The organism is Streptomyces lichenis (genome assembly GCF_023218175.1).
Taxonomy (GTDB): domain Bacteria; phylum Actinomycetota; class Actinomycetes; order Streptomycetales; family Streptomycetaceae; genus Streptomyces; species Streptomyces lichenis.
In genome coordinates, this window is record NZ_JALPTH010000004.1 from 63,312 (window position 1) to 89,994 (window position 26,683).

Consider the following 26,683-nt stretch of genomic DNA (forward strand, 5'->3'; position numbering starts at 1 on the left):
GGGCCGTCGCCTGTTCACGAGGGGGGAGGTCAGCCGGTGCGGCGGGCCGCCAGCTTCTGCCGGGTGAAGCCGGCCACGGCCAGGAAGAGGGTCAGCCCGCCGGTGGACAGCAGCTGGATCCGGGTGTCCGGCTCACGCGCCATCAGCACGAACACCGCCGCCATCGCGGCCAGCGCGACCCAGGTCAGATAGGGGTACGCCCACATCCGCACCACCAGCTTCTCGGGCGCCTCCCGCTGGAGGCGGCGGCGCAGCCGCAGCTGGGAGACCGCGATGAACACCCAGACCACCAGGATCACCGCGCCGATCATGTTCAGCAGCCAGGCGAAGACGTCGTCCGGCCGCCAGTAGCTGAGCAGTACGCACAGGAAGCCGAAGACCGAGGAGACCAGCACCGCGATCCGGGGCACCCCGCCGGATATCCGGCCCAGTGCCTTCGGCCCCTGGCCGCGGGCGACCAGCGAGTGGGCCATCCGGGAGGCGCCGTAGATGTTGGCGTTCATCGCGGAGAGCAGGGCTACCAGCACCACCACGTTCATGATCTGCCCGGCGCCCGGGATGTCCAGGGCGTCCAGGGTGGCGACATAGGGGCCGACCTCGACCACCGCCTTGTCGGTCCACGGCACCAGGGTGACCACCACGGCCATCGAGCCCACGTAGAACAGCGCGATCCGCCACATCGCGGTGCGCACCGCCTTGGCCACGCCCTCGACCGGGTGCTCCGACTCGGCCGCGGCGATGGTGACGGTCTCCAGACCGCCGTACGCGAAGACCGAGGCGAGCAGGCCGACGATCAGGCCCTCGGAGCCGTTGGGCAGGAAGCCGCCGTCCCCGGTGAGATGGGTGGTGCCGGGCGCGTCGGTGCCGGGCAGCACCCCGGTGATGGCGAGCACACCGATGCCGAGGAAGAGGACGATCGCGCCCACCTTGAGCGCCGCGAACCAGAACTCGAACTCGCCGAAGTTCTTCACCGCGGCCAGGTTGGTCGTACAGAACACCAGCATGAACAGCGCCACCCAGGCCCACTCGGGGGTGCCGGGCAGCCAGCCGGTCATGATCTTCGCGGCGCCGATGCCCTCCAGGCCCACCGCCACCGAGAGCAGGAACCAGAACGACCAGCCCGCGGTGAAGCCGGCCCAGGGGCCCAGCGCCCGCTCGGCGTGGACCGAGAAGGAGCCGGAGGCCGGGTTGGCGGCGGACATCTCGCCGAGCATCCGCATCACCAGCATGACCAGCAGGCCGGAGAGCGCGTACGCCACCACGATGCCGGGACCGGCGGCGGCGATGGCGGTGCCGGAGCCGACGAACAGGCCGGCGCCGATGACCCCGCCGAGGGCGATCATCGACAGATGGCGCTGCTTGAGGCCGTGCGAGAGGGAGGTGCCGGGATCGGCCGCCGGGCCGCCGGCGGGGGGCGCTTCGGCCGGCGCGGGAGGCGCGGGGGTCCGGGACATGTCGGGGGCCCTGTTCACTGGTGAGCGGACGGCGTGCGGGTGCGGCCCCGGGGCTCGTCGGCGAGGCGCCGGGCGCGGAAGCAGTCTGAGCGGACGCCCCGCTGGCAGGGAACGGGCGACCGCTATACGGACACCGTGCTCACACAAGGTGAAGGCGCCTCCACGCCACGGTCACCGTCCGTGCCCGCCCTGCACCCCGCTCCCCGGTCAGGGGCGCGGCCCGGTGCCCCGTACCCGCCGCCGGTCCCGTACCTCCCGCAGCCCCGCCACCGCCAGCACCAGCGCCGCCGCACCCGCCGACCACAGCACCTGCGGGCGCGTCCCCGGGTCGGTCAGCATCAGGCCCAGCACCGCGCCGATCGCGGCCAGCGCCGCCCAGGTCAGATAGGGGAAGCCCCACATCCGCAGGGTCAGCAGCTCCGGCGCCTCCCGCTCGATCCGGCGCCGCAGCCGCAGTTGCGAGACCGCGATCAGCGCCCAGACGAAGAGCAGCACCGCGCCGACCGCGTTCAGCATGTAGAGGAACACCGTGTCCGGCCAGACCAGGTTGAGCAGCACCGAGACGAAGCCGAAGGCCACCGAGGCCAGCACCGCCCGGCGCGGCACCCCGCCGCCCCCGCCCCCGGAGACCCTCAGCAGCCCGCGCGGCGCCTCGCCCCGCTCGGCCAGCGAGAACACCATCCGCGAGGAGCCGTACAGATTGGCGTTGAGCGCCGACAGCAGCGCCACGAAGACCACCACGTTCATGATCTGCGCCGCCCCCGGGACGCCGATCGAGTCCAGCACCGCCACATAGGGGCTCCGCCCCGGGACCATCGAGGTCCACGGCAGCAGGGTGACGATCACCAGCATCGAGCCCACATAGAAGAGGAGGATGCGCCAGACCGCGCTGCGCACCGCCCGCGCCACATTGCGCGCCGGGTCCTCCGACTCGGCCGCCGCGATGGTGACGACCTCCAGACCGCCGAAGGCGAACACCACCGCCAGCACCCCGGAGACCACCCCGTCCCAGCCGGCCGGCAGGAAGCCGCCCTGCCCGGTGAGGTTGGCCAGGCCCACCGGCTCGGTGTCCGGCAGCCAGCCGCCCACCGCCAGCACCCCCAGCACCAGGAAGAGCACGATGGCGGCCACCTTCAGCCCGGCGAACCAGAACTCGAACTCGCCGAAGTTGCGCACCGCCGTCAGGTTCGCCGCGGTGAACACCGTCATGAAGACCAGCACCCAGGCCCACTGCGGCATCCCCGGCACCCAGCCGTGCGCGATGGCCGCCGCCCCGGTCGCCTCCACCGCCAGCACCACCACCAGCAGGAACCAGTACAGCCAGCCCACCGAGAACCCGGCCCACCGGCCGAGCGCCCGTTCCGCGTGCACCGAGAACGCGCCCGAGGCCGGCATCGCCGCCGACATCTCGCCCAGCATCCGCATCACCAGCATGGCCAGCGCGCCCGCCAGCAGATACGAGAGCACGATCCCCGGACCGGCCACCGCGATGCCCGCGCCCGAGCCGACGAACAGCCCCGCGCCGATCACCCCGCCGAGCCCCAGCATGGTCAGATGCCGCTGCTTCAACCCGTGCGACAGGGGCTCCGGCTCCACCGCCGAGGCGGCGACCGGATCGGACGGGGACGGCGGTGCACTCGGCATGGCGCTGGCTCGTACTCCTCGGGGCCCCGCCGGCTCGTTTCCGTCCGGACCTCGGGGCGTTTGGCAGGACCCCACAGTCTCTCCGTACGGAGGCCACCGGCGCAAAAGGGACCGCTCAACCGGCGTCACACGTGACCACCATCACGCCCCCGAGGGCAGGGAACGGCCCCTTTGTACGAACTCCACCAAGCCGCTCACCGCCCCTTGTCACCGGGGGCGGATGATCGCCGGGCCGCCCCTGGACTACCGTCGGCGTGTCCCTCCACCCTCCTCACCTCCGCCGGAGTCCCGATGAGCACCGCCTTCGCCCCCGCCCGCCCCGGTGCGGTCCTGGCCGACCTCCTCCCTTCCAGCCACTCGCGGGTCCGCGACATCGCGCTGGTGGCCGGCGGCGCCGCGCTCACCGGACTGGCCGCCCAGATCGCCGTCCCGGTGCCCGGCTCCCCGGTCCCGGTCTCCGGCCAGACCTTCGCCGCGCTGCTGGTCGGCACCGCGCTCGGCGCCCGCCGCGGCTTCCTCTCGCTGGCCCTGTACGCCCTGGCCGGGATGGCGGGCGTCCCCTGGTTCGCCCAGGCCACCTCCGGCTACACCATGCCGTCCTTCGGCTACATCCTCGGCATGCTGCTCGCCGCCACGGTGGTGGGTGCGCTGGCCCGCCGCGGCGCCGACCGCTCGGTGCCGCGCACCGCCGGCACCATGGTCCTCGGCTCCCTCGTCATCTACGCGGTCGGCGTCCCCTACCTGGCCCTCGCCACCGGGATGACCCTCTCCCAGGCCGTCGCCGCGGGCCTGACCCCCTTCCTCATCGGCGACGCCCTCAAGGCCGCCCTCGCCATGGGCGCCCTGCCCGCCGCCTGGAAGCTCATCGGCAGGAAGTAGCGCCTTCCTCAGGCCGCCGCGGCGTCGTCCCCCGCCCCGAAGGCGAAGCCGCGGGCCGGGCCCAGCACGGCCGGCCCCAGCGCCTTGAACACCTCCGCGTACCGAGCCCGGACCTGGTCCGGGCTCGTGCCGTTCCCGGGCGCGTCCCCCAGCACCGAGAGCAGCCGCACCAGATACGCCGCCTCCCGGTGCGGCACGCTGTTGGCGGCCGGCCGGGCGAGCGCCCCGCCCAGGTGGTTCAGCTGCACCACCGTCCACAGCGGCGAGTCCGGCCCGGTCGCCTTCAACAGCGCGGCGGCGGCCGCCGGGTCCAGGGAGCCGAGCAGCCGGCCCTCCCCGTAGTAGGCGTGCGGCGTCTCCGGGTCGCTGTGGATGGTGTGCGACTCGCGGTACGGCATCTCCCGCAGGGTGTCCGCCAGCGGCCGTCCGGCCGCCGCCCGCAGCGGGGCCACCAGCCGCTCGCCCTCCGCCGCGGTCCCGGTGTACGCGATCCGCACCGTGGCCGTGTACCGGCCGCGCAGATGCTCCGGGACGAAGGGCAGCTCCGGGTAGACCATCACCGCCACCGACGAGGTCAGCGCCTCCGGCATCCCGGCCGTCCACTCCCGCCAGGCCCGCACCGCCGACTCCACACCCCCGTCCTCGCCGTCGGCGAACAGCAGCGAACCGCCGTACAGCCGGGCCACCGGCACCAGACCGGTCTCCAGCGCCGTCACCACCCCCAGCGCGGGCCCGCCGCCGCCCAGCAGCCGCCCGAACAGCTCCGGGTCCGAGGCCCCGGTGACGGTCCGCGGCTCCCCGTCGGGGGTCACCAGCTCCAGGGAGCGCACCCGGTCGGCCGCCCAGCCGAACTCCCGCCCCAGGATGCCCAGTCCCCCGCGCAGGGTGTACGAGACGGCGCCCACGCCGGGGGAGGAGCCGTTCAGCGGGGCCAGCCCGTGCGGCGCGGCGGCCGCCACCACCTGGCCCCAGCGCGCCCCGGCCTCGATCCGGGCGGTGCGGGCGGCCGGGTCCACCCGGACCCCGTCCATCCGGCGGGTGGAGACCAGCACCCCGCCGTCCACCGGCCCGGCCAGCCCGTGCCCGGTGGCCTGGACCGCGAGCGGCAGCCCCCGCTCGGCGGCGTACGCCACGGCCCGGCGTACGTCCTCGGGGCTCCGCGCGGCCACCACCCGCTCCGGGCGGACCGGGAAGCCGGTCTGGAAGCCGGCGGTCTCCGCCGCGTAACCGGGGTCGTCGGGGGTGAGGAAGATGGATCCGGACATGGGAAAGGCCCTCCGTTCACGGGACGTGACACGGAGAGCCTCACCCTGATACCTGACAGAACCCGTCAGGTATTCCACTCTTTCGGCGAACGGCCTCAGACCTTGGCGGCCAGGTTCTTGCGCCGGCGGTCCAGCACCAGGCCGATGGCGACGACGACGCCGGCCACCAGCAGGGAGAGCGAGACGACCTGGCGGTTGGCGTCGTCGAAGAACATGTAGCCCAGGACGAAGACGATGAACGCGGCGGTCGCCCAGGTCAGATACGGGAAGAGCCACATCTTCACGGTCACCTTCTCCGGCGCCTCGCGCATCAGGATGCCGCGCATCCGCAGCTGGGTCAGGCAGATGACCAGCCAGACGAAGAGCGCCACCGCGCCGGAGGAGTTCAGCAGGAAGTCGAAGACCTTGTCCGGCGAGATGTAGTTGAAGATCACCGCCACGAAGCCGAAGACCACCGAGGCGAGGATCGCCGTGACCGGCACACCGTTGCCCTTGACCTTGGCGAAGGCCTTCGGCGCGTCACCGCGCTCACCGAGCGAGAACGCCATCCGGGAGGCCGTGTAGAGGCCGGAGTTCAGGCAGGAGAGCACCGCGGTCAGGATGATGAAGTCCATGATCCCGCTGGCGTAGGGGATGCCGATGGAGTCCAGCGCGGCGACGTAGGAGCCCTTCTCGGTGATCGAGGGGTCGTTCCACGGCAGCAGGGTCAGCACCACGAAGATCGAGCCCAGGTAGAAGACCGCGATCCGCCAGATCACGCTGTTGGTGGCCTTGGTGACCGCGCGGCGCGGGTCCTCCGACTCGCCGGCCGCCAGCGTCACGATCTCGCTGCCCATGAAGGAGAAGACGACCATCAGCACACCGGTGAGGATCGCTCCCGCGCCGTTCGGCAGGAAGCCGCCCGCGTCGGTGAGGTGCGCGAAGCCCTCGCCCGGGTTGTCCGAGCCCGGCAGCACACCGAAGACGGCCAGCAGGCCGACGATCACGAAAGCGCCGATCGCCACCACCTTGATGCCGGCGAACCAGAACTCGAACTCACCGTAGGAGCCGACCGAGATCAGGTTGGTCGCGGTGAGCACCACCATCACGATCAGCGCCCAGCCCCACTGCGGGACGGCCGGTATCCAGCCCTCCAGGATCACCGCGCCCGCGGTCGCCTCGACCGCCAGCACCACGACCCAGAAGAACCAGTACAGCCAGCCGATGGAGAAGCCGGCCCAGCGGCCCAGCGCGCGGTCGGCGTACGCGGAGAAGGAGCCGGAGTCCGGGCTCGCGGCCGCCATCTCGCCGAGCATCCGCATCACCATGACGACCATCGCGCCGACGAGCGCGTAGGAGATCAGGATGGCGGGACCGGCCTTGGCGATACCTCCGGAGGAGCCGACGAACAGGCCCGCCCCGATCACGCCGCCGATGGCGATCATGGAGAGGTGGCGGTTCTTCAGCCCGGCCTTGAGACCGTCGGAAGGCTGCGGATTCCCGGGCTCACCGGGGTTCTCGCCTTCCTTATGCAGGGTCGGCTGCATGGTCATGGACAGTTCCTTACCTTGGTGGGGCACTCGGATGACGAGCTCGTGCATTCAAACCCGAGACCGGGAAAGGTCGGAAGACCCGAATCCGTATCGTGATACGAGGCGCCGGTCACGTCCTTTGTAGGTTGGTACGGACCTGTATGCCGGTGACCATCGGTAGTCACCGGCCGGACGCGCTCCGTACCCGACCCCGCTGACCGTTCCCCGGCCGCGCCCGTGCCACACTCCCCCCATGCGCGTGTACCTCGGCTCCGACCATGCCGGCTACGAACTGAAGACCCACCTCGTCGAGTGGCTGACCGCCCACGGTCACGAGCCGGTCGATTGCGGGCCCCACATCTACGACGCCCAGGACGACTACCCGCCGTTCTGCCTGCGCGCCGCCGAGCGGACCGCCGCCGACCCCGACGCCCTCGGCATCGTCATCGGCGGCTCCGGCAACGGCGAGCAGATCGCCGCCAACAAGGTCAAGGGCGTGAGGGCCGCCCTCGCCTGGAGCGAGCAGACCGCCGCCCTCGGCCGCGAGCACAACAACGCCAACGTCATCGCCGTCGGCGGCCGGATGCACACCCAGGACGAGGCCACCCGCTTCATCGAGGTCTTCCTCTCCACCCCGTACTCGGGCGAGGAGCGCCACACCCGCCGGATCGAGATGCTCTCGGCCTACGAGACCACCGGCGAGCTGCCCCCCATCCCGGCCCACCACCCGCAGGAGCCGACCGCCTGATGCCCGAGGGGCACACCATCCACCGGCTGGCCGCCGACTACCTCGCACGGTTCGGCGGCCGGCCCGTCATCGCGAGCAGCCCGCAGGGCAAGTTCGCCGACTCCGCCGCACTGATCGACGGCGCCGTCCTGGCCCGCACCGAGGCGCACGGCAAGCACCTCTTCCTCGGCTTCCGCGGCGAGGAGTGGGTCCACATCCACCTCGGGCTCTTCGGCAAGGTGGCCTTCGGCGACCAGCCCGCGCCGCCGCCCACCGAGACGGTCCGGCTGCGGCTCGCCAACCCCACCGCGTACGTGGATCTGCGCGGCCCCACCGCCTGCGCCCTCATCGGCGAGCCCGAGAAGCGCGCCATACACGAGCGCCTCGGCCCCGACCCGCTGCGCGACGGCGACGACCCGGACAAGGCCTGGCGCCGGATATCCCGCAGCCGCACCACCATCGCCGCGCTGCTCATGGACCAGAAGGTGGTCGCAGGCGTCGGCAACGTCTACCGCGCCGAGGTCCTCTTCCGGCACGGCATCGACCCCTACCGCCCCGGCAAGGACCTCACCCACGACCAGTGGACGGCCATCTGGGACGACCTGGTGGCGCTGATGCACGAGGGCGTACGGAACAACCGGATCGACACCGTCCGCCCCGAGCACACCCCCGAGGCCATGGACCGCCCGCCCCGGGTGGACGACCACGGCGGCGAGGTCTACGTCTACCGCCGCACCGGGATGCCCTGCCACCTCTGTGGCACCCCGGTCAGCACCGCCCCGCTCGCCGCCCGCAACCTCTTCTGGTGCGCGAGCTGCCAGCCCGTCTGAGGCGTACCGGCCCCCGCGGGGGCCGGCCGGGTCAGAACCCGTGCGGCAGCCAGGGCGCCACCGGCCAGCCGAACGCTACCGACGCCTCCGCCAGCGCGCCCTGCCGCTCCTCCCGGACCAGCCCCGCCGCGGCCAGCCCCGCCAACGGCACCCCGCCCAGATACACCGAGCCCAACTCCCGTACCGACAACGCCAGATCGGCCGGATCGGTCGTCCGCTCGCACTGAGCGCCCTTGGTGTCGCCGGTCAGCCGCCAGCGCCCCGCGTTCCACGGGCAGAAGGCGTCCTCCACCTCCAGCACCACATCCACCGGTGCCTGGTACGCACGGGCCGCCAGCGCCTCGCCGACCTCCACCAGCCGTACGTACAGCCCGTCCCGCAGCCTCGGCTGACAGCGCCGGGTGTCCGAGACCAGGTGCTGCCAGGCGTCGTCCACCGGCCGGCCCCGGCTGTGCAGGCCGCTCACCAGGTCCAGCCCGAGCAGATACCGCCACAGCGCCGCGTACGCCGCCGGATCCAGCGCCTCCAGATCCCGCAGCCGCGCCACCCCGGCCGGTCCGGCCTCGTCCCACCCGGGCCGCACCGCGTACCGCGCGTACCCGACCACCTCGCCGTCCCGCTCCGCCAGCACGCACATCAGCGGGGACGCCCCCTCGCGGTCGCCCGGAGGGTCCAGCACCCCCAGCCGGTCCCAGCCCGGCAGCCGCTCGATCATCCCCGGCCGCCCCGGCACCAGCCGCGCGTACACCGCCTCACAGGCCGCCAGCGCCTGAGCGTCCCCCGGCTCCACCAGCCGCAGCGACACCTCCTCGGTGCCCTCCGGCAGGGCCAGCCGCACCCGGGCGGTGTCGATCTCCGCGTTGACGTGCCGGGTGGCCACCCCGTACCCGAAGCGCCCGTAGATCGCCGGCTCCGAGGCGCACAGCACCGCCAGCGGCTCGCCCCACGCCCGTACGTCGTCCAGCTGCCGCCGCATCATCCCGGTCAGCAGCCCGCGCCGCCGATGCGTCGGGGCCACCCCCACCATCGTCACCCCCGCCGCCGGCACCAGCGCCCCGCCCGGCACCGACACCCGGAACGCGAACGACCCGGACGTGGCGACGCAACTCCCGCCCTCCCACACCCCGATCGACCGCTCCGGCACGGTCAGCCCCCGCCACAGCTCCCGCTCCTCATCGGAGTCCGCCACCCCGCCGAACGCCAGCTCCAGCCGGCCGTACCAGTGGTCCCACTCCTCCGCACGGAGGATCCGCGTCTCAGTCGTCATACGCCATCGGTACCAGCCGCCCCGGGCGGCGGCGACCCGTTTTCGCACCGGACGGCACCGCACGGCAAGGGGCCCCCTGCACGTCCGGCCCCCGGGTGGATAGGGTCCAGGCCAATGGCCCGTGCAGCGAGAACGCAGACCCTCACGGCCCGGACACGCAAGCGAGCGCTCCGGGCCAGGGTCGCGCTGCGCAGATCCGCCGTCGACTACTTCCGCGGCGACGGCTCCGACTGGATCGCCTTCGCCGGACTGCTGCTCACCATCCCCGCCCTGGCGCTCGCCACCATCGCCTTCCCCATCTGGTGCGCCCCCTCCGCGCTGGTCCTGCCCATCGTCGCCGGCGGCCTGCTGCTCCGCCCCGCCAGCCTGCTCGGGCTCTACGCGGCCGCCGCCGGGGCGCTGATCGCCGAATCCGTGGTCCTTGGCCCCTACACCGCCGAGGACGCCGCCGGCCGGGTCACCCCCGGCACCGTGCTGGTGGTCGCCGCCTGCGGACTGTTCGGGCTGCTCATCGCCCAGTTCCGGGCCCGGGTCGGGGTGCCCTGGCGGCGCGGCGGCACCATGCTCTTCGACCTGCGCGAACGCATCCGCGCCCAGTCCGCGCTGCCCCGGCTGCCCAAGGGCTGGCACCACGAGATGGCGCTCCGCCCGGCCGGCGGCCAGTCCTTCTCCGGCGACTTCGTGGTCGCCGCCCGCACCTCCGGCGGCCGCACCCTGGAGGTCGTCCTCACCGACGTCTCCGGCAAGGGCATGGACGCCGGCTCCCGCGCCCTACTGCTCTCCGGCGCCTTCGGCGGGCTGATCGGCTCACTCCCGCCGCACGGCTTCCTGCCCGCCGCCAACGGCTATCTGCTGCGCCAGGACTGGGAGGAGGGCTTCGCCACCTCCGTCCACCTGGTCCTCGACCTGGACACCGGCGACTACGAACTGCTCTCCGCCGGCCATCTGCCCGCCCTCCAGCTGCACGCCGGCACCGGACGCTGGGAGGAGACCGCCGCCGAGGGCCCGCTGCTCGGGGTGTACGACGGGGCCGAGTTCCACCCGGTCAAGGGCACCCTGCGCCCCGGCGACGTGCTGATGCTCTTCACCGACGGCCTGGTGGAGGCGCCCGGACGGGACCTCGCCGAGGGAGTCGACCGGCTCACCGGCGAGGCCGACCGCTATGTCGGCACCGGCTTCACCGGGGCCGCCTGGCACCTGATCGAGGCCTGCGCCAAGGACGTCAACGACGACCGCGCCCTGCTGCTGATCACCCGCGACGCCTGAAAGGCCCCTCAAGCGTGCTCACCCTCGCCGAGATCGAAGCCACCGCCCGCGCCGCCCACGCCGGCCAGAGCGACAAGTCCGGCCGCCCCTACGCCGAACACCTCCAGGCGGTCGCCGAGGGCGTACGCGCCCGCGGCGGCAGCGAATCCCAGATCGCCGCCGCCTGGCTGCACGACGCCGTCGAGGACGACGCGCTCACCGAGCAGTGGCTCACCGAGGCCGAACTCCCCCAATCCGTCCGGGACATGGTCCTCGCCCTCACCAAGCGCCCCGGCGAGGAGCTGCCCGCCTACACCGCCCGCATCCTCGCCGTCCCCGGCGCCCTCCTGGTCAAGGAGGCCGACCTCGCCCACAACAGCGATCCGGGCCGCCTCGCCGAACTCGACGAGGCGACCCGGAACCGGCTCACGCAGAAGTACGCCCGCACCCGCGCGCTGCTCGGGCTGGCGGGCTAGCGCGGTCCGATCCGGGTGAGCTGGAGGGTGCGCGAGGCGTCGCCCTCCTGCCAGGCCCGCTCCGGCGCCGGGGCGGCCGCCCGCCGCTCCGCCTGCGGGGCCTGGTCCCGGCGGGCCACAGCGGCCCGCGCCGGGTCCTCCTTGAACGCCCAGTCCATCCTCGGCTCGGTCACCCCGCGCAGCGCCCGGCGCACCGGGGAGGTGCAGGCCAGGGTCACCACCGCGGCCGCGGTGAGGGTGAGCACCACCCGCCCGGTGGGCGAGGCCAGCCAGTCCTGGCGGTCCACCACGTTCCAGTACTCCAGCGCCTTCACCCCGAAGCCGTGCAGCAGATAGCCGGTGATGGTGCCCGCGCCCAGCGCGGTGAACCACGTCTTCCGCTGCGGCACCAGCGCCAGGAAGACCGCCGTCAGCACCAGGGCGCAGCCGGTCAGCAGCACGATCATCACCGGGGCGGTCCACCAGGCCGCACCGGTCTCCTCCACCGGGGTGGCCCGGTAGAACCAGCTCAGCTTCATGTCCGGCGCGATCCAGTAGGCGAAGGCCAGCGTGGCCGGCAGCACCGGGACCGCCGCGATCCGGGCCTCCCGGCGCCGTACCAGGGCGAAGTGCTCGGGCCGCATCAGCAGCCCCATCACGAAGAACGGCAGGAACTGCAGCACCCGCATCAGGTCCAGGTCCGAGCCGGTGGCGGGGGAGAGGGAGGCCGCCACGGCGACCACCATGGAGACCGCCAGCGGGTGGCGCAGGCTCCGCCACAGCGGCACCGACAGCCGCCACAGGAACAGCGCGACCAGGAACCAGGTCAGATAGAAGGGGTCGGTCAGGCTCAGCGGGCGGTCCCAGTCGTCCTTGGCCCAGGCCGTGAAAAGCGTGTACGCCGTCTCGAACACCAGGTACGGGACGACCACACTGGTCAGCAGCCGCTTCACCTGGTCCGGCCGTCCGGTGAAACTCCGGGAGAAGTAGCCGGAGATCAGGATGAACGCCGGCATATGGAAGGTGTAGACGACCATGTAGACCGCACGCGTCGTCCGGCTCCCGTCCATGACGAGTTCCCAGGTGTGCGCGATCGCGACCAGCACGATGGCCAGGTACTTCGCATTGTCGAAGAACGGATCCCGCTCCTTCTTGGCGGACCCGGTGGACCCCGCCGCGGCCTTGGCGGGTCTGGCCGCGCCGTGCGGCGGCGTGCTCGTGGCGGCGGGCGCCGGCTCCTCGACCGGCGGGAGCGGAGCCTTCTGGTTTCCGTGCGGGGCCTGGAACATTCGAGGCACGCTAGCCCGGCTCGCCATGTTCGTAAAACCCGTGACAGGCCTCTCTTCACGGGGGTGTCTTCGCGGTCGCACCGCATGCGGATGCCCGCCTTGGGTGGACTCATCCGCGTTGACCGTGGCATTCGGTCACCACCGCCCCACGCGGCATTACACCGGAGCGCACACCGGGGATTTCCTGTAACCAGCATGTGCACATGCGAAAAGCGTCACAACCTCCGTCCCTTGCCCCGCGTCCGCCCTCCGCCTCCACGCCCTCGGGGCCGCCGCGAGGGCCCTTCGCCCCCGCCTGCCCGGGACCGTGTCCCTGATCCCTCCCGGAGGATGTGTCAGAGGATGTGTCAGCGGGGGGTGTAGCGGGGGATGTTGGTGGCACGATGGACCGCACGGGGGTCTGCGCGGCCGCGCACCTCCGGGCCGGCAAGGCGGACCGACCGAAGGTGTGATCAGTTGTGGCCATTTCGCTGTCTGTGGTGCTGCTGTTGGCGATCATCCTGGTGGTGATGATCCGCAGTGGCTCGATCAAGGGGGGTCCGGCCGTGGTGGCCATCCTCTTCGGCTTCTTCCTGGCCTCCAGCGGTATGGCCCCCGCCATCCAGCGCACCCTGGACTCGATAGCGAGCACCATCAACGGCATCAACTTCTGAGGCCTTCCCGCCCCCGCGGGGGCGGGCCCCGGGAACGCCTCAGGGCCAGGTCCGAGGAGAACTCCTCCGACCTGGCCCTGAGGTGTGCAGAGCGGGCGACGGGAATCGAACCCGCGTAGCTAGTTTGGAAGACTAGGGCTCTACCATTGAGCTACGCCCGCATACCGTGCACCGCCCGCGACCGGCGGACCCGGCGTGGACGGCACGGTCATCGTAGCGGGTCCGGCGGCCGGGTCGCACACCCTTTGCCCGGCGGCCGGCCGGTGGCGTACACCGGGTCGGAAAAGGTGCGGACGGCGGGTCCGCGGCCATGTACCCTACGTGTCGCACCGACGGGGTGTGGCGCAGCTTGGTAGCGCGTCCGCTTTGGGAGCGGAAGGCCGTGGGTTCAAATCCCGCCACCCCGACCACGCCCGTCCGCGCTCGTTGACGGGGTTGACGGGGTTGTCCGTAGATCACGTTGTGGGCCCCTCCCTGCTTGCGGTTACTATGCAAGCTGCGTGCCCGTGTGTCTCTCTGACCGGGCCGAATCCGCCGCAGCCGCCGTCGAGGCGGCCCGGCAGCCAAGAATCAGCCACCAAGGAGACCGAACCGTGAAGAGCGCCGTGGAGACCCTGAACCCGACCCGGGTTCGGCTCACTGTCGAGGTGCCCTTCGAGGAGCTCAAGGACAGCCTCGACGCGGCGTACAAGAAGATCAACCAGCAGGTCACGGTCAAGGGCTTCCGCAAGGGCAAGATCCCGGCTCGCGTGATCGACCAGCGGTTCGGCCGTGGCGCGGTGCTGGAGGAGGCCGTCAACGACGCCCTCCCGCGCTTCTACACCGACGCGGTAAACGAGGCCGAGGTCAACCCGCTCGGCCAGCCGGACGTGGACATCACCGAGCTGAAGGACGGCGAGCTGCTGGCCTTCACCGCCGAGGTCGACATCCGCCCGTCCATCGAGATCCCGGACTACTCCGGCATCGAGGTCACCGTCGACGCCGTCGAGGTCACCGACGAGGACGTGGCCAAGTCGGTCGAGCAGCTGCGCGACCGCTTCGCCTCCACCTCCCCGGTCGAGCGCGCCGCCGCCGAGGGCGATGTCATCACCGTCGACCTGGAGGCCAAGGTCGACGGCGAGGTGCTCGCCGACGGCGTGGCCGAGGGCGTGCAGTACACCATCGGCTCCGGTGAGCTGCTGGACGGCATCGACGAGGCCGTCACCGGCAAGTCGGCCGGCGACGAGGCCACGTTCACCTCCGTCCTCAAGGGCGGCTCCGCCGAGGGCAAGGAGGCCGAGGTCACCGTCAAGGTCACCGCCGTCGCCGCCCGCGAGGTGCCCGAGCTGGACGACGAGTTCGCCCAGATGGCGTCGGAGTTCGACACCCTCGAGGAGCTGCGCGCCGACAGCCGCAAGCGCCTGGAGAACATGAAGCAGTACGACCAGGCCACCCAGGCCCAGGAGCGGGTGCTGGACGAGCTGATCAAGCTCGCCGAGGTGCCGATCCCCGAGAAGCTGCTCGAGGACGAGGTCAACACCCGCAAGCACAACCTGGAGCACCACCAGCTCGGCCAGATGGGCCTCACCATCGACAAGTACCTGGAGATCCAGGGCAAGACGGCCGAGGAGTTCGACGCCGAGACCCGCGAGCAGGCGGTCAAGGGCATCAAGACCCAGTTCATCCTGGACGAGCTGGTCAACAAGGAGAAGCTCAACGTCAACCAGGAGGAGCTCACCGAGCACCTCATGCGGCGCGCCGCCTCCTCCGGCATGAGCCCCGACCAGTTCGCCCAGGCCGTGGTCGAGGGCGGCCAGGTGCCGATGCTCGTCGGCGAGGTCGCCCGCGGCAAGGCGCTGGCCGTGGTCGTGGAGTCCGCCAAGGTCGTCGACACCAACGGTGAGACGGTCGACCTGGACGACGAGGACGAGGCGGGCGAGACCGCCGAGGCCGCGACCGAGGACGCCCCGGCCGACAAGGCCGACGAGAAGGCCGCGGAGAAGTCCGAGGGCTGACCGGCCCCCCGGCCGCGAGACGGCTGAGGCGAGGGCCCGGCCCGCACCCCGTGTGCGGTCCGGGCCCTCGTCGTCCGGGGCCGCCGCAGGCCTCCCGCAGGCCCCGCCCGAGCCCCTGCCCACGGCCCTCGAAGGCCCCGCCGGGCGGCCTACCTTGCGCTCCCAGCGAACAGTTCGGGAACCGGGATGGCGGCTGCCGACCAGCGCGTTAGGGTCCATGAATACGAGGGCAGGCACATACCCGCCCAGTACGTACGACGCTGAGACGGCTCGTGCCGTCGGAGACGAGCAGGTGGATACGTGACGAATCTGAAGCCTTACGCCGCGGGTGAGCCGTCCATCGGTGGCGGCCTCGGCGACCATGTCTACAACCGGCTGCTCGGCGAGCGCATCATCTTCCTCGGCCAGCAGGTCGACGACGAGATCGCCAACAAGATCACCTCGCAGATGCTGCTCCTTGCCGCGGACCCGAGCAAGGACATCTACCTCTACATCAACAGCCCCGGCGGCTCGGTGACGGCCGGCATGGCGATCTACGACACCATGCAGTACATCCCGAACGACGTGGTCACCATCGGCATGGGCATGGCCGCCTCGATGGGCCAGTTCCTGCTGACCGGCGGCGCCACCGGCAAGCGCTTCGCGCTGCCGAACACCGACATCCTGATGCACCAGGGCTCCGCCGGCATCGGCGGCACCGCCTCGGACATCAAGATCCAGGCCGAGTACCTGCTCCGCACCAAGAAGCGGATGGCCGAGATCACCGCGCACCACTCCGGGCAGAGCGTCGAGACGATCATCCGCGACGGCGACCGCGACCGCTGGTTCACCGCCACGGAGGCCAAGGAGTACGGCCTGATCGACGACATCATGTCCGCCGCCGCGGGCGTTCCGGGCGGTGGCGGCACCGGCGCCTGAGCGCCCCGCCGCCGAGCCCGACCCGCCAGCCCAGCCCGCCGAACGCCCGAACGCCATCAGGATGGTGAAACACCCCATGAGCAACTTCTCCGCGAGCGGCCTCTACACCGGCCCGCAGGTGGACAACCGGTACGTGGTGCCCCGGTTCGTCGAGCGCACCTCCCAGGGCGTGCGCGAGTACGACCCGTACGCCAAGCTCTTCGAGGAGCGCGTGATCTTCCTCGGCGTGCAGATCGACGACGCCTCCGCCAACGACGTCATGGCGCAGCTGCTGTGCCTGGAGTCGATGGACCCGGACCGGGACATCTCGATCTACATCAACAGCCCCGGTGGCTCGTTCACCGCGCTGACCGCCATCTACGACACGATGCAGTTCGTGAAGCCGGACATCCAGACCGTCTGCATGGGCCAGGCCGCCTCGGCCGCCGCCGTGCTGCTGGCCGCGGGCACCCCCGGCAAGCGGATGGCGCTGCCCAACGCCCGTGTGCTGATCCACCAGCCGTCCGGCGGCACCGGCCGCGAGCAGCTCTCCGACCTGGAGATCGCGGCCAACGAGATCCTGCGCATGCGGACCCAGCTGGAGGAGATGCTGGCCAAGCACTCCAGCACCCCGATCGAGAAGATCCGCGACGACATCGAGCGCGACAAGATCCTCACGGCCGAGGAGTCCCTGGCGTACGGCCTGGTGGACCAGATCGTCTCCACCCGCAAGAGCACCACCGCGGCGGCCGCCTGACCCTGCCGGCAACCCCCTCGGCACCCTTCCGCGCACCACGCGGTGTGCTGAACCATGCCGAGGGGGGCCCGAACACGGGCATGGGCAAGGTACCGTCGGATAGAGGCACCAGGAGCGGCTGCACCAGGCCGCTCCCAGGCGAAGGGGAAGCACCTCGTGGCACGCATCGGTGATGGCGGCGACCTGCTCAAGTGCTCGTTCTGCGGAAAGAGCCAGAAGCAGGTGAAGAAGCTCATCGCGGGCCCAGGTGTGTACATCTGCGACGAGTGCATCGACCTGTGCAACGAGATCATCGAGGAGGAGCTCGCCGAGACCTCCGAGGTGCGGTGGGAGGAGCTCCCCAAGCCGCGGGAGATCTACGAGTTCCTGGAGGGGTACGTCGTCGGGCAGGAGCCCGCGAAGAAGGCCCTCTCCGTCGCGGTGTACAACCACTACAAGCGCGTCCAGGCCGGCGAGAACGGCGGCGCGCAGGGCCGGGACGACGCGATCGAGCTGGCGAAGTCCAACATCCTGCTGCTCGGCCCGACCGGTTCGGGCAAGACGCTGCTCGCCCAGACCCTGGCCCGGATGCTGAACGTCCCCTTCGCCATCGCCGACGCCACGGCGCTGACCGAGGCCGGCTATGTCGGCGAGGACGTCGAGAACATCCTGCTGAAGCTGATCCAGGCGGCCGACTACGACGTCAAGAAGGCCGAGACCGGGATCATCTACATCGACGAGATCGACAAGGTCGCCCGCAAGAGCGAGAACCCGTCGATCACCCGGGACGTCTCCGGCGAGGGCGTGCAGCAGGCCCTGCTGAAGATCCTGGAGGGCACCACCGCCTCGGTGCCGCCGCAGGGCGGGCGCAAGCACCCGCACCAGGAGTTCATCCAGATCGACACGACGAACGTGCTGTTCATCGTGGGTGGCGCCTTCGCCGGTCTGGAGCGGATCATCGAGTCCCGGGCCGGCGCCAAGGGCATCGGCTTCGGCGCCACCATCCGCTCCAAGCGGGAGATCGAGGCCAGCGACCAGTTCCAGGAGGTCATGCCGGAGGACCTGGTGAAGTTCGGGATGATCCCCGAGTTCATCGGCCGCCTCCCGGTCATCACCTCGGTCCACAACCTCGACCGCGAGGCCCTGCTCAAGATCCTGGTCGAGCCGCGCAACGCCCTGGTCAAGCAGTACCAGCGCCTCTTCGAACTCGACGGCGTCGAGCTGGACTTCGACCGCCCCGCCCTGGAGGCCATCGCCGACCAGGCCATCCTCCGCGGCACCGGCGCCCGTGGCCTGCGCGCCATCATGGAGGAGGTCCTGATGTCGGTGATGTACGAGGTCCCCTCCCGCAAGGACGTGGCCCGCGTCGTCATCACCGAGGACGTCGTCCACAACAACGTCAACCCGACCCTGGTGCCCCGCGTCGTCAAGGACCAGGGCCCGCACGAGAAGTCGGCGTAGCGGCGGTCCGCACGCCCAGACGCGAAGGGGCGCCCCGGCGGGTTCGGACCGAACCTGCCGGGGCGCCCCTCTGTGCGTCGCGCTCGACGGCCGTCAGGCCTTGACGCGGACCTCCTTGCGGAGCTTGGCGGCGATGGCGGCGGCCTCCTCGGGGGAGCCGCCCTTGCCGAGCATCAGCTCGCCGAGGTTCATCGGCATCACCATGCCCAGCGTGCTGTGGTCGCCCCAGACGCAGAAGGTGATGGTGACCTCCTTGGGCGCCGGGCCGCTCGTCTCGCCCGTCTTGCCCTTGCTCTGCTGGCACTTGAGGACGGCGCCCTCCAGCCCCTCGGGCTTGTACTCCTTGGGGCTGCCGACCAGCTCGGCGTCCTTGTTGGACTCCTTCTCGGCCTCGGACTTCATCAGGGCGAAGAAGCCGTCCACCGCCTTCTCCGGGTCCTCGATCGTGCCGTACACGCCACCGAAGTTGAGCATCTTGCCCGCCAGCGGCGCGGAGTCGTTCTTCACCGCGTAACCGGAGCTGACCTGCTTGGCGTCCTTCACGCCCCAGCTCTCGGCCTTGCCCAGCAGCTCCTTGTCGTCGGAGGACGAGGAGCCGGAGTCGTCCTTCTTGTACTCGCCCAGCACCGTCTCCGGCGTGATGAGCTTGTGCGGGCCGTCGTCCGCGATGTCGGAGCTCCCGCCCGTGCCGAAGACGAACCAGGCACCCACCGCGATGGCCGCGACCACCGCGACCGCGCCGAGGATCAGGCCGGCCTTCTTGCCGCCGCCGGCGGGGGCCGGCGGGGGCGGCGGGTACTGGCCGGGGGCCGCGCCGTAGGGCGGCTGCTGCGGCGGCTGCCCGTACGGGCCGGGGGCCTGGGGCTGCCCGTACGGCCCGGGCTGCTGCGGCGCGCCCTGCGGGTAGCCGTAGCCCGGCTGCTGCGGCACGCCCTGCGGGGCCTGTCCCCCTGGGCCTTGCGGCCCGGGAGGTGCCCCCTGGGGGTACCCGTAACCGGGCTGGGGGGCCTGGGCCGGCGGCTGCTGGCCGTAGGGGCCGGGCCGGCCGTACGGGTTGGGCTGTCCGCCGTACGGACCCGGCTGGTCGGTGCTCATGAAAGGGGTCCCCCTCCGAATGCTTATGCGTCGCTGACATCCTGGCCGAAAGCCTGTCCGTGCGGCACGCCGGGGGTCGGACCGTTACCGAACAATCCCGTTTCAGTACGTCCCCGTGACACCCCTAAACTGGGCCCGTGACCGAGAACTCAGCGCAGCACCACGCGACCGCCCCCGACCTGCCGACCCAGTACGCGCCGGCCGATGTAGAGGGGCAGTTGTACGAGCGCTGGGTGGAGCGGGGGTACTTCGACGCGGACGCGGGCAGCGACAAGCCCGCGTACACCGTCGTCATCCCCCCGCCCAACGTCACCGGCAGCCTCCACCTGGGCCACGCCTTCGAGCACACGCTGATCGACGCCCTCACCCGCCGCAAGCGGATGCAGGGGTACGAGACGCTGTGGCAGCCCGGCATGGACCACGCCGGCATCGCCACCCAGAACGTGGTCGAGCGCGAGCTCGCCAAGGAGGGCAAGTCCCGCCACGACCTGGGCCGGGAGGCCTTCGTCGAGCGGGTCTGGCAGTGGAAGGGCGAGTCCGGCGGCCAGATCTCCGGCCAGATGCGCCGCCTCGGCGACGGCGTCGCCTGGTCCCGTGAGCGCTTCACCATGGACGAGGGCCTGTCCAAGGCCGTCCAGACCATCTTCAAGAAGCTCTACGACGACGAGCTGATCTACCGCGCCGAGCGGATCATCAACTGGTGCCCCCGCTGCCTGACCGCCATCTCCGACATCGAGGTGGAGTACCAGGAGGACGACGGCGAGCTGGTCTCCATCCGCTACGGGGACGGGGACGCCGCGCTGGTCGTCGCCACCACCCGCGCCGAGACGATGCTCGGTGACACCGCGGTCGCCGTCCACCCGGACGACGAGCGGTACCAGCACCTGGTCGGCACCGAGGTCGAACTGCCGCTCACCGGCCGCCGTATCCCGGTCGTCGCCGACGAGCACGTCGACCCGTCCTTCGGCACCGGCGCGGTCAAGGTGACCCCGGCGCACGACCCCAACGACTTCGAGATCGGCCGCCGCCACGGGCTGGCCAACCTCTCGGTCATGGACGAGCGCGCCGTGATCACCGCGCACGGCCCCTTCCAGGGCCTGGACCGGCTGGAGGCCCGCAGCGCCGTCGTCGCCGCCCTGCGCGCCGAGGGCCGGATCGTCGCCGAGAAGCGCCCGTACAAGCACTCCGTCGGGCACTGCTCCCGCTGCAAGACCACCATCGAGCCGCGGCTGTCCATGCAGTGGTGGGTCAAGGTCGGCCCGCTCGCCCAGGCCGCCGGGGACGCGGTCCGCGACGGCCGGGTCGCCATCCATCCGCAGGAGATGGAGAAGCGGTACTTCGACTGGGTCGACAACCTCCACGACTGGTGCATCTCGCGCCAGCTCTGGTGGGGCCACCGCATCCCGGTCTGGTACGGGCCCGAGGGCGAGGTCGTCTGCGTCGGCCCCGACGAGGAGCCGCCGAGCGGCGAGGGCTGGCACCAGGACACCGACGTCCTGGACACCTGGTTCTCCTCCGGGCTCTGGCCCTTCTCCACCATGGGCTGGCCCGAACAGACCCCGGAGCTGGCGAAGTTCTACCCGAACGCGGTCCTGGTCACCGGCTACGACATCCTCTTCTTCTGGGTCGCCCGGATGATGATGTTCGGCCTGTACGCGATGGACGGCCAGGTCCCGTTCCACACCATCGCCCTGCACGGCATGGTCCGCGACCAGTTCGGCAAGAAGATGTCCAAGTCCTTCGGCAACGCGGTCAACCCGCTGGACTGGATGGACACGTACGGCTCCGACGCGCTCCGCTTCACCCTGGCCCGTGGCGCCAACCCCGGCATCGACGTCCCGATCGGCGAGGACTGGGTCCAGGCCTCCCGGAACTTCGCCAACAAGATCTGGAACGCCACCCGGTTCGCCCTGATGAACGGCGCCACCGTCGAGGGCCCGCTGCCCGAGCCGGAGCGGCTGACCGCCACCGACCGCTGGATCCTCTCCCGGCTGAACACCACGGTCGCCGAGGTCGACGCGTTGTACGAGGACTTCCAGTTCGCCAAGCTGTCGGACGCGTTGTTCCACTTCGCCTGGGACGAGGTCTTCGACTGGTACGTGGAGCTCTCCAAGTCCGTCTTCTTCGCCGGCGGCGAGCAGGCGAAGGTCTCCGCCCGTGTGCTCGGCGAGGTCCTGGACGTCACCCTGCGACTGCTGCACCCGGTGGTCCCGTTCGTCACCGAGAAGCTGTGGACCGCGCTGACCGGCGGTGAGTCGCTGGTCGTCGCCGACTGGCCGCGGGACAGCGGCTTCCGCGACCAGGCCGCCGAGCGGGAGATCGCGCTGGTCCAGCAGCTCGGCACCGAGGTCCGCCGGTTCCGCAAGGACCAGGGGCTCAAGGACGGCCAGAAGGTCCCGGCCCGCCTGGAACTGGGGGACACCGGGCTGGCCCCGCACGAGGCGGCCATCCGCCAGCTGCTCCGGCTCCAGCCCGAGGGCGAGGGCTTCTCCGCCACCGCCTCGCTGCCGGTCGCGGGCGCCACGGTCGCCATCGACCTGTCCGGCGCCATCGACGTGGCCGCCGAGCGCAAGCGGCTGGCCAAGGACCTGGCCGCCGCCGAGAAGGAGAAGGCCCAGGCCAACGCCAAGCTGGGGAACGAGGCCTTCCTGGCCAAGGCCCCCGACCAGGTGGTGGAGAAGATCCGCACCCGGCTGGCCACCGCGGACGAGGACATCGCCCGCATCACCCGCCAGCTGGAGAACCTGCCGGCGGCTTGACCCGCCCCCCGGTCCCGTACGGCGACGGGCACCGCACCCCCCGTGGGTGCGGTGCCCGTCCGCATACCGCTCGTACCGCCGTCGGCTCAGCCCTCGACGGTCGCCGGGTCCATCCAGAACACCTCGAAGGTGTGGCCGTCCGGGTCGTCGAAGGACCGGCCGTACATGAAGCCGTGGTCCTGCGGGTCCCGGGTCTCCTTGCCGCCGGCCGCGACCGCCTTCTCCACCAGCTCGTCCACCTTCTCGCGGCTCTCCGCGTTCAGCGCCAGCAGCACCTCGCTGGTGGTGGTCGAGTCCGCGATGGCCTTCGAGGTGAAGTCCGCGTACCGGGGCTTGGCCAGCACCATCAGCACGATGTGGTCGCTGATCACGATCGAGGCGCAGTTCTCGTCGGAGAACTGCGGGTTGATCGTGTACCCGAGGTCGGTGAAGAACTTCTTGGAGACCTCCAGGTCGCTCACGGCCAGGTTCGGGAAGATCATCTGCTGGTACATCGGGGTCTCCGCTCCGTGTCTGCCGGCCGGGCCTCCGCCCCGCCGTGCCGCTCTCCACCGATACAGACCGGAGCCGGAGCGGAAACTCATCGCGGGGAGGGCGGAATCCCGGAGAGTTTTCTCCGAGGGGCGCGCGGAGGGTGTGGCGGGCGGGAGCGGCGGGCGGGCCGAGGGGCGGCCGCCGGCTTCCGTAGACTGAGGGGCGTGAGCGAGCAGCCCCCCGAGCCCAGTGACGACACCAACCCCGACGACTTCGAGCAGATCGTGGCCGCCGAGACGGACAGGGATCCGGACCTGGCGGTGATCGAGGCCGGCAGCCGTACGCTGCGCGCCCAGGCCGGTCCGCCGGCGGCCGACCCGGTGCCGGCCGCCCGGCCGGCGGACCCCGAGGTCGACAAGGCCCTGCGGGAGGTCGAGGCGGAGCTCGCGGGCCGCTGGGGTGAGACCAAGCTGGAGCCCTCGGTCAGCCGGATAGCGGCCCTGATGGACGTGCTGGGCGAGCCGCAGCGCTCGTACCCCTCCCTCCACCTCACCGGCACCAACGGCAAGACCTCCACGGCCCGGATGATCGAGGCCCTGCTCACCGCCTTCGACCTGCGCACCGGCCGCTACACCTCGCCGCATGTGCAGTCGGTGACCGAGCGGATCAGCCTGGACGGCGCCCCGATCAGCCATGAGCGGTTCGTGGAGACCTACCGGGACATCCAGCCGTACGTGGAGATGACCGACGCGGCCCAGGAGTACCGGCTCTCCTTCTTCGAGGTGCTGACCGGTATGGCGTACGCCGCCTTCGCGGACGCGCCGGTCGACGTCGCCGTGGTCGAGGTCGGGATGGGCGGCACCTGGGACGCCACCAACGTGATCGACGGCTCGGTGGCCGTGGTCACCCCGATCAGCCTGGACCACACCGACCGGCTGGGCTCCACCACCGCCGAGATCGCCGCCGAGAAGGCCGGGATCATCAAGCCGGGTGCGACCGTGGTGATGGCCCAGCAGCCGGTGGACGCGGCGCAGGTGCTGCTGAAGCGGGCCGTCGAGGCGGACGCCACGGTGGCCCGGGAGGGCATGGAGTTCGGCGTGGCCGCCCGCGAGGTGGCGGTCGGCGGGCAGCTGCTCACCCTGCGCGGGCTCGGCGGGGAGTACGAGGAGGTGTTCCTCCCGCTGTACGGCGCCCACCAGGCGCACAACGCGGCCGTGGCGCTCGCCGCGGTGGAGGCCTTCTTCGGCGTCGGCGCGGAGGCCTCGCGGACCCTGGACGTGGACACCGTCCGCCGGGCCTTCGCCACGGTGGCCTCCCCGGGCCGGCTGGAGGTGGTCCGCCGCAGCCCCACCATCGTGCTGGACGCGGCGCACAACCCGGCGGGCGCGCTGGCCGCCGCCGAGGGGGTGCGCGAGGCGTTCTCCTTCTCCCGGCTCGTCGGCGTGGTCGGCACCAGCGCCGACAAGGACGTCCGGGGTGTACTCGAAGCCCTGGAGCCGATCCTCGCCGAGGTGGTCGTCACGCAGAACTCCACCCACCGCGCCATGGACGCCGACGAGCTGGCCGCCCTCGCGGTCGAGGTCTTCGGCGACGAGCGGGTGGTGGTGGAGCCCCGGCTGGACGACGCGCTGGAGGCGGCTATCACCCTCGCGGAGGAGGAGGACGAGTACGCCGGCGCGGGCGTGCTGGTCACCGGTTCGGTCATCACGGTCGGCGAGGCCCGGCTGCTGCTCGGAAAGGGCTGAAGCCCATGCGTACGCTCTGCGCCTCCACCCTGATCGGCGAGTTCTTCGTGATCGGCTTCGCCGGGCTGGTGGCGATGAAGGACGACACCCTGTCCCTGGGCACGGTCTGGACGGTGTGCGGGGTGCTGATGGCGCTCAGCGTGCTGCTGTGCGGGATGATCACCCGCCCCGGCGGCCTCCAGCTCGGCTGGGCGCTGCAGATCGCGCTGATCGCCAGCGGCTTCGTGGTCCCGCTGATGTTCTTCCTGGGAGTGGTGTTCGGCGGGCTGTGGTGGGCGTCCATCCACTACGGCCGGAAGATCGACGAGGCCAAGGCGCGCTGGGCGGCCCAGGCCGAGGCCCAGGAGACCGAGGGCGCCCCGGCGTCCTAGTGCCTCCGCGGGGTGTGCGCCGGGGTCACCCCACCGGCGTACAGGCGGCCGCTTGCCGCACGGTAGCCTCAGCTCACCGCAACGCACCCCTGCAAGGAGCCGCCACACATGTCCCAGCGCACCCTCGTCCTCCTCAAGCCCGACGCGGTCCGCCGCGGCCTGATCGGGGAGATCATCGGCCGGATCGAGCGGAAGGCCGACTGGAGCATCACCGCGATGGAGCTGCGGGAGCTCGGGCAGGACACGCTGGAGCAGCACTACGGTGAGCACCGGGGCAAGCCGTTCTACGAGCCGCTGGTCGCCTTCATGGCCTCCGGCCCGGTGGTGGCGCTGGTGGTCGAGGGCGAACGGGTGATCGAGGGCGTGCGCCGGCTGGCCGGCCCCACCGACCCGATCGCGGCGGAGCCCGGGTCCATCCGGGGCGACTTCGGCACCATCGTCCGGGAGAACCTGATCCACGCCTCGGACTCCGAGGAGTCCGCCATTCGGGAGCTGAAGATTTTCTTCCCCGGCATTTCCTGATCCGCGATCAGGCCCGCGCCGGGACGCGACCGGCCGGCAATCGGCGGGCGGTCGTCCGGCAATCGGCGGCCCGCTGTCCGCCATACAGCGCATACGGCGATCAAAGCCCTGGGGCGACCGATGGAATTTCGGTCGCCCTTCGGCATATGAGAGCACCTATCGGGAACGCATCGGTCCGATGCCTCGTCACCTGTACAGAGGTGTCACCTGTACAGAGGTGTGAGCGGGCGGCCCACCGCGCCGGTTCCGGGCGGTCGGCACTACGATGAAACTCCTCGCTCACACCCACCCACCACCTCGCCGACCTGAGAAGCCGTCAAGCTCTGATTGGGGAGGTCCGACGCATCCTCATGGGAAACAAGGGGAACTCAATGTCGTTCATCGGCCGTGACATGGCTGTCGACCTCGGGACCGCCAACACGCTGGTGTACGTGAGGGGCCGCGGCATCGTCCTGAACGAGCCGTCCGTCGTCGCGATCAACACCAACACCGGCGGCATCCTGGCGGTCGGCGCCGAGGCCAAGAAGATGATCGGCCGCACGCCCGGCAACATCGTGGCGGTGCGGCCCCTGAAGGACGGCGTGATCGCCGACTTCGAGATCACCGAGCGGATGCTCCGCTACTTCATCCTCAAGATCCACAAGCGCCGCTACCTGGCCCGCCCGCGGGTCGTGGTCTGCGTGCCCTCCGGCATCACCGGAGTGGAGCGCCGCGCCGTGATCGAGGCGTCCACCCAGGCCGGCGCCCGCCAGGTGCACATCATCGAGGAGCCCATGGCCGCGGCCATCGGCTCCGGGCTGCCGGTGCACGAGGCCACCGGCAACATGGTGGTGGACATCGGCGGCGGCACCACCGAGGTGGCCGTCATCTCGCTCGGCGGAATCGTCACCGCGCAGTCCATCCGGGTGGCCGGCGACGAGCTGGACAACGCGATCATCCAGCACATCAAGAAGGAGTACAGCCTTCTCCTCGGTGAGCGCACCGCCGAGCAGATCAAGATCACCATCGGCTCCGCGTACGACCTGGAGACCGACGAGCACACCGAGATCCGCGGCCGCGACCTGGTCTCCGGGCTGCCCAAGACGGTGGTCATCTCCGCCGCCGAGGTGCGCAAGGCCATCGAGGAGCCGGTCAACGCCATCGTGGACGCGGTCAAGACCACCCTGGACAAGTGCCCGCCGGAGCTGTCCGGCGACGTCATGGACCGGGGCATCGTCCTCACCGGCGGGGGCGCGCTGCTGCGCGGCCTGGACGAGCGGCTGCGCCGGGAGACCGGGATGCCGATCCACATCGCCGAGGACCCGCTGGACTCGGTGGCGCTGGGATCCGGCAAGTGCGTGGAGGAGTTCGAGGCGCTCCAGCAGGTGCTGGACGCCCAGCCCCGCAGGTAGCAGCACCCTGGCTCCGGCC

The 26,683-nt window shown here is 71.4% G+C and carries 23 protein-coding genes and 2 tRNA genes; 16 read left to right on the forward strand and 9 right to left on the reverse strand.

Features of this window, described 5'->3' with window-relative positions:
• Positions 1-29: 29 nt before the first annotated feature.
• The gene (locus tag M1O15_RS05280; protein ID WP_248632042.1) at positions 30-1,454 is read right to left on the reverse strand and encodes an amino acid permease; all 1,425 of its coding nucleotides are present in this window, start codon (positions 1,452-1,454) and stop codon (positions 30-32) included.
• A gap of 207 nt (positions 1,455-1,661) precedes the next feature.
• Complete coding sequence (locus M1O15_RS05285; RefSeq protein WP_248632043.1) at positions 1,662-3,098, reverse strand: amino acid permease; 1,437 nt, start codon at positions 3,096-3,098, stop codon at positions 1,662-1,664.
• Positions 3,099-3,389: 291 nt separating this feature from the next.
• On the opposite strand from M1O15_RS05285, the gene M1O15_RS05290 reads away from it, so the two are divergent.
• A complete protein-coding gene (locus M1O15_RS05290; protein ID WP_248632044.1) occupies positions 3,390-3,977 on the forward strand; it encodes a biotin transporter BioY in 588 nt (195 codons plus the stop codon).
• Positions 3,978-3,985: 8 nt separating this feature from the next.
• On the opposite strand, the gene M1O15_RS05295 is transcribed toward M1O15_RS05290, so the two are convergent.
• Both M1O15_RS05295 and M1O15_RS05300 read right to left on the reverse strand, forming a co-directional pair.
• The gene (locus M1O15_RS05295; RefSeq protein ID WP_248632045.1) at positions 3,986-5,242 is read right to left on the reverse strand and encodes an FAD-binding oxidoreductase; all 1,257 of its coding nucleotides are present in this window, start codon (positions 5,240-5,242) and stop codon (positions 3,986-3,988) included.
• Between the two features lie 95 nt (positions 5,243-5,337).
• Positions 5,338-6,774 carry an amino acid permease gene (locus tag M1O15_RS05300; protein ID WP_248632046.1) on the reverse strand — a complete coding sequence of 479 codons (1,437 nt, stop codon included), beginning with the start codon at positions 6,772-6,774 and terminating at the stop codon, positions 5,338-5,340.
• 232 nt (positions 6,775-7,006) lie between these two features.
• Here M1O15_RS05300 and M1O15_RS05305 point away from each other — a divergent pair, with 232 nt between their 5' ends.
• Positions 7,007-7,501: a ribose-5-phosphate isomerase gene (locus M1O15_RS05305; RefSeq protein WP_248632047.1), complete on the forward strand. Its 495-nt coding sequence runs from the start codon at positions 7,007-7,009 to the stop codon at positions 7,499-7,501.
• Entirely contained in the window at positions 7,501-8,310 is an 810-nt protein-coding gene (locus M1O15_RS05310; protein ID WP_248632048.1) for an Fpg/Nei family DNA glycosylase, read from the forward strand. Before M1O15_RS05305 ends, M1O15_RS05310 begins: the two co-directional genes overlap by 1 nt.
• A gap of 31 nt (positions 8,311-8,341) precedes the next feature.
• On the opposite strand, the gene M1O15_RS05315 is transcribed toward M1O15_RS05310, so the two are convergent.
• On the reverse strand, positions 8,342-9,577 hold the full coding sequence (locus tag M1O15_RS05315; protein WP_248632049.1) for a GNAT family N-acetyltransferase: 1,236 nt from the start codon (positions 9,575-9,577) through the stop codon (positions 8,342-8,344).
• Between the two features lie 114 nt (positions 9,578-9,691).
• Here M1O15_RS05315 and M1O15_RS05320 point away from each other — a divergent pair, with 114 nt between their 5' ends.
• Together M1O15_RS05320 and M1O15_RS05325 are read left to right on the forward strand one after the other, a co-directional pair.
• Entirely contained in the window at positions 9,692-10,843 is a 1,152-nt protein-coding gene (locus tag M1O15_RS05320; protein ID WP_248632050.1) for a PP2C family protein-serine/threonine phosphatase, read from the forward strand.
• 14 nt (positions 10,844-10,857) lie between these two features.
• A complete protein-coding gene (locus tag M1O15_RS05325; protein WP_248632051.1) occupies positions 10,858-11,298 on the forward strand; it encodes an HD domain-containing protein in 441 nt (146 codons plus the stop codon).
• Here the strand turns inward: M1O15_RS05325 and M1O15_RS05330 are convergent.
• Positions 11,295-12,566 carry an acyltransferase family protein gene (locus M1O15_RS05330; RefSeq protein WP_248632052.1) on the reverse strand — a complete coding sequence of 424 codons (1,272 nt, stop codon included), beginning with the start codon at positions 12,564-12,566 and terminating at the stop codon, positions 11,295-11,297. The genes M1O15_RS05325 and M1O15_RS05330 overlap by 4 nt on opposite strands.
• Before the next feature lie 458 nt (positions 12,567-13,024).
• On the opposite strand from M1O15_RS05330, the gene M1O15_RS05335 reads away from it, so the two are divergent.
• Positions 13,025-13,219, forward strand: a complete 195-nt coding sequence (locus M1O15_RS05335; protein WP_248632053.1) for a hypothetical protein — start codon at positions 13,025-13,027, stop codon at positions 13,217-13,219.
• A gap of 90 nt (positions 13,220-13,309) precedes the next feature.
• Here M1O15_RS05335 and M1O15_RS05340 read toward each other — a convergent pair.
• Positions 13,310-13,380 (reverse strand) — tRNA-Gly (locus M1O15_RS05340).
• Positions 13,381-13,552: 172 nt separating this feature from the next.
• Here M1O15_RS05340 and M1O15_RS05345 point away from each other — a divergent pair.
• From M1O15_RS05345 to clpX, 5 genes are all read left to right on the forward strand, one after another.
• A tRNA-Pro gene (locus M1O15_RS05345) sits at positions 13,553-13,629 on the forward strand.
• 183 nt (positions 13,630-13,812) lie between these two features.
• The gene (gene tig / locus M1O15_RS05350; protein WP_248632054.1) at positions 13,813-15,213 is read left to right on the forward strand and encodes a trigger factor; all 1,401 of its coding nucleotides are present in this window, start codon (positions 13,813-13,815) and stop codon (positions 15,211-15,213) included.
• Positions 15,214-15,513: 300 nt separating this feature from the next.
• Positions 15,514-16,131: an ATP-dependent Clp protease proteolytic subunit gene (locus M1O15_RS05355; protein ID WP_248632055.1), complete on the forward strand. Its 618-nt coding sequence runs from the start codon at positions 15,514-15,516 to the stop codon at positions 16,129-16,131.
• A 76-nt stretch (positions 16,132-16,207) separates the two neighbouring features.
• Complete coding sequence (locus M1O15_RS05360) at positions 16,208-16,867, forward strand: ATP-dependent Clp protease proteolytic subunit (protein ID WP_248632056.1); 660 nt, start codon at positions 16,208-16,210, stop codon at positions 16,865-16,867.
• Positions 16,868-17,023: 156 nt separating this feature from the next.
• Complete coding sequence (gene clpX, locus M1O15_RS05365; RefSeq protein ID WP_248632057.1) at positions 17,024-18,307, forward strand: ATP-dependent Clp protease ATP-binding subunit ClpX; 1,284 nt, start codon at positions 17,024-17,026, stop codon at positions 18,305-18,307.
• Between the two features lie 93 nt (positions 18,308-18,400).
• Here the strand turns inward: clpX and M1O15_RS05370 are convergent, their stop codons facing one another.
• Entirely contained in the window at positions 18,401-19,402 is a 1,002-nt protein-coding gene (locus M1O15_RS05370) for a hypothetical protein (protein ID WP_248632058.1), read from the reverse strand.
• 137 nt (positions 19,403-19,539) lie between these two features.
• Here M1O15_RS05370 and M1O15_RS05375 point away from each other — a divergent pair, with 137 nt between their 5' ends.
• Entirely contained in the window at positions 19,540-22,161 is a 2,622-nt protein-coding gene (locus M1O15_RS05375; RefSeq protein ID WP_248632059.1) for a valine--tRNA ligase, read from the forward strand.
• Between the two features lie 86 nt (positions 22,162-22,247).
• Here M1O15_RS05375 and M1O15_RS05380 read toward each other — a convergent pair whose 3' ends face one another.
• Positions 22,248-22,655: a VOC family protein gene (locus M1O15_RS05380; RefSeq protein WP_248632060.1), complete on the reverse strand. Its 408-nt coding sequence runs from the start codon at positions 22,653-22,655 to the stop codon at positions 22,248-22,250.
• A 204-nt stretch (positions 22,656-22,859) separates the two neighbouring features.
• Between M1O15_RS05380 and folC the strand changes: the two genes are divergently transcribed.
• From folC to M1O15_RS05400, 4 genes are all read left to right on the forward strand, one after another.
• A complete protein-coding gene (gene folC, locus M1O15_RS05385) occupies positions 22,860-24,380 on the forward strand; it encodes a bifunctional tetrahydrofolate synthase/dihydrofolate synthase (protein WP_248632061.1) in 1,521 nt (506 codons plus the stop codon).
• Positions 24,381-24,385: 5 nt separating this feature from the next.
• Positions 24,386-24,751 (forward strand): DUF4233 domain-containing protein, encoded by a 366-nt coding sequence (locus tag M1O15_RS05390; protein WP_248632062.1) that lies wholly within the window; start codon positions 24,386-24,388, stop codon positions 24,749-24,751.
• A 108-nt stretch (positions 24,752-24,859) separates the two neighbouring features.
• Positions 24,860-25,273 (forward strand): nucleoside-diphosphate kinase, encoded by a 414-nt coding sequence (gene ndk, locus M1O15_RS05395; RefSeq protein ID WP_248632063.1) that lies wholly within the window; start codon positions 24,860-24,862, stop codon positions 25,271-25,273.
• A gap of 371 nt (positions 25,274-25,644) precedes the next feature.
• Positions 25,645-26,664, forward strand: coding sequence for a rod shape-determining protein (locus M1O15_RS05400; protein ID WP_105869811.1), 1,020 nt, complete (start codon positions 25,645-25,647; stop codon positions 26,662-26,664).
• Positions 26,665-26,683: the final 19 nt, after the last annotated feature.

What these genes read in the sequence shown, in the direction of transcription:
- M1O15_RS05280 (WP_248632042.1), bottom strand. Translation starts at nt 1,454, where the DNA reads ATGTCCCGGACCCCCGCGCCTCCCGCGCCGGCCGAAGCGCCCCCCGCC.
- M1O15_RS05285 (WP_248632043.1), bottom strand. Translation starts at nt 3,098, where the DNA reads ATGCCGAGTGCACCGCCGTCCCCGTCCGATCCGGTCGCCGCCTCGGCG.
- M1O15_RS05290 (WP_248632044.1), top strand. Translation starts at nt 3,390, where the DNA reads ATGAGCACCGCCTTCGCCCCCGCCCGCCCCGGTGCGGTCCTGGCCGAC.
- M1O15_RS05295 (WP_248632045.1), bottom strand. Translation starts at nt 5,242, where the DNA reads ATGTCCGGATCCATCTTCCTCACCCCCGACGACCCCGGTTACGCGGCG.
- M1O15_RS05300 (WP_248632046.1), bottom strand. Translation starts at nt 6,774, where the DNA reads ATGACCATGCAGCCGACCCTGCATAAGGAAGGCGAGAACCCCGGTGAG.
- M1O15_RS05305 (WP_248632047.1), top strand. Translation starts at nt 7,007, where the DNA reads ATGCGCGTGTACCTCGGCTCCGACCATGCCGGCTACGAACTGAAGACC.
- M1O15_RS05310 (WP_248632048.1), top strand. Translation starts at nt 7,501, where the DNA reads ATGCCCGAGGGGCACACCATCCACCGGCTGGCCGCCGACTACCTCGCA.
- M1O15_RS05315 (WP_248632049.1), bottom strand. Translation starts at nt 9,577, where the DNA reads ATGACGACTGAGACGCGGATCCTCCGTGCGGAGGAGTGGGACCACTGG.
- M1O15_RS05320 (WP_248632050.1), top strand. Translation starts at nt 9,692, where the DNA reads ATGGCCCGTGCAGCGAGAACGCAGACCCTCACGGCCCGGACACGCAAG.
- M1O15_RS05330 (WP_248632052.1), bottom strand. Translation starts at nt 12,566, where the DNA reads ATGTTCCAGGCCCCGCACGGAAACCAGAAGGCTCCGCTCCCGCCGGTC.
- M1O15_RS05360 (WP_248632056.1), top strand. Translation starts at nt 16,208, where the DNA reads ATGAGCAACTTCTCCGCGAGCGGCCTCTACACCGGCCCGCAGGTGGAC.
- M1O15_RS05370 (WP_248632058.1), bottom strand. Translation starts at nt 19,402, where the DNA reads ATGAGCACCGACCAGCCGGGTCCGTACGGCGGACAGCCCAACCCGTAC.
- M1O15_RS05380 (WP_248632060.1), bottom strand. Translation starts at nt 22,655, where the DNA reads ATGTACCAGCAGATGATCTTCCCGAACCTGGCCGTGAGCGACCTGGAG.
- M1O15_RS05390 (WP_248632062.1), top strand. Translation starts at nt 24,386, where the DNA reads ATGCGTACGCTCTGCGCCTCCACCCTGATCGGCGAGTTCTTCGTGATC.
- ndk (WP_248632063.1), top strand. Translation starts at nt 24,860, where the DNA reads ATGTCCCAGCGCACCCTCGTCCTCCTCAAGCCCGACGCGGTCCGCCGC.
- M1O15_RS05400 (WP_105869811.1), top strand. Translation starts at nt 25,645, where the DNA reads ATGTCGTTCATCGGCCGTGACATGGCTGTCGACCTCGGGACCGCCAAC.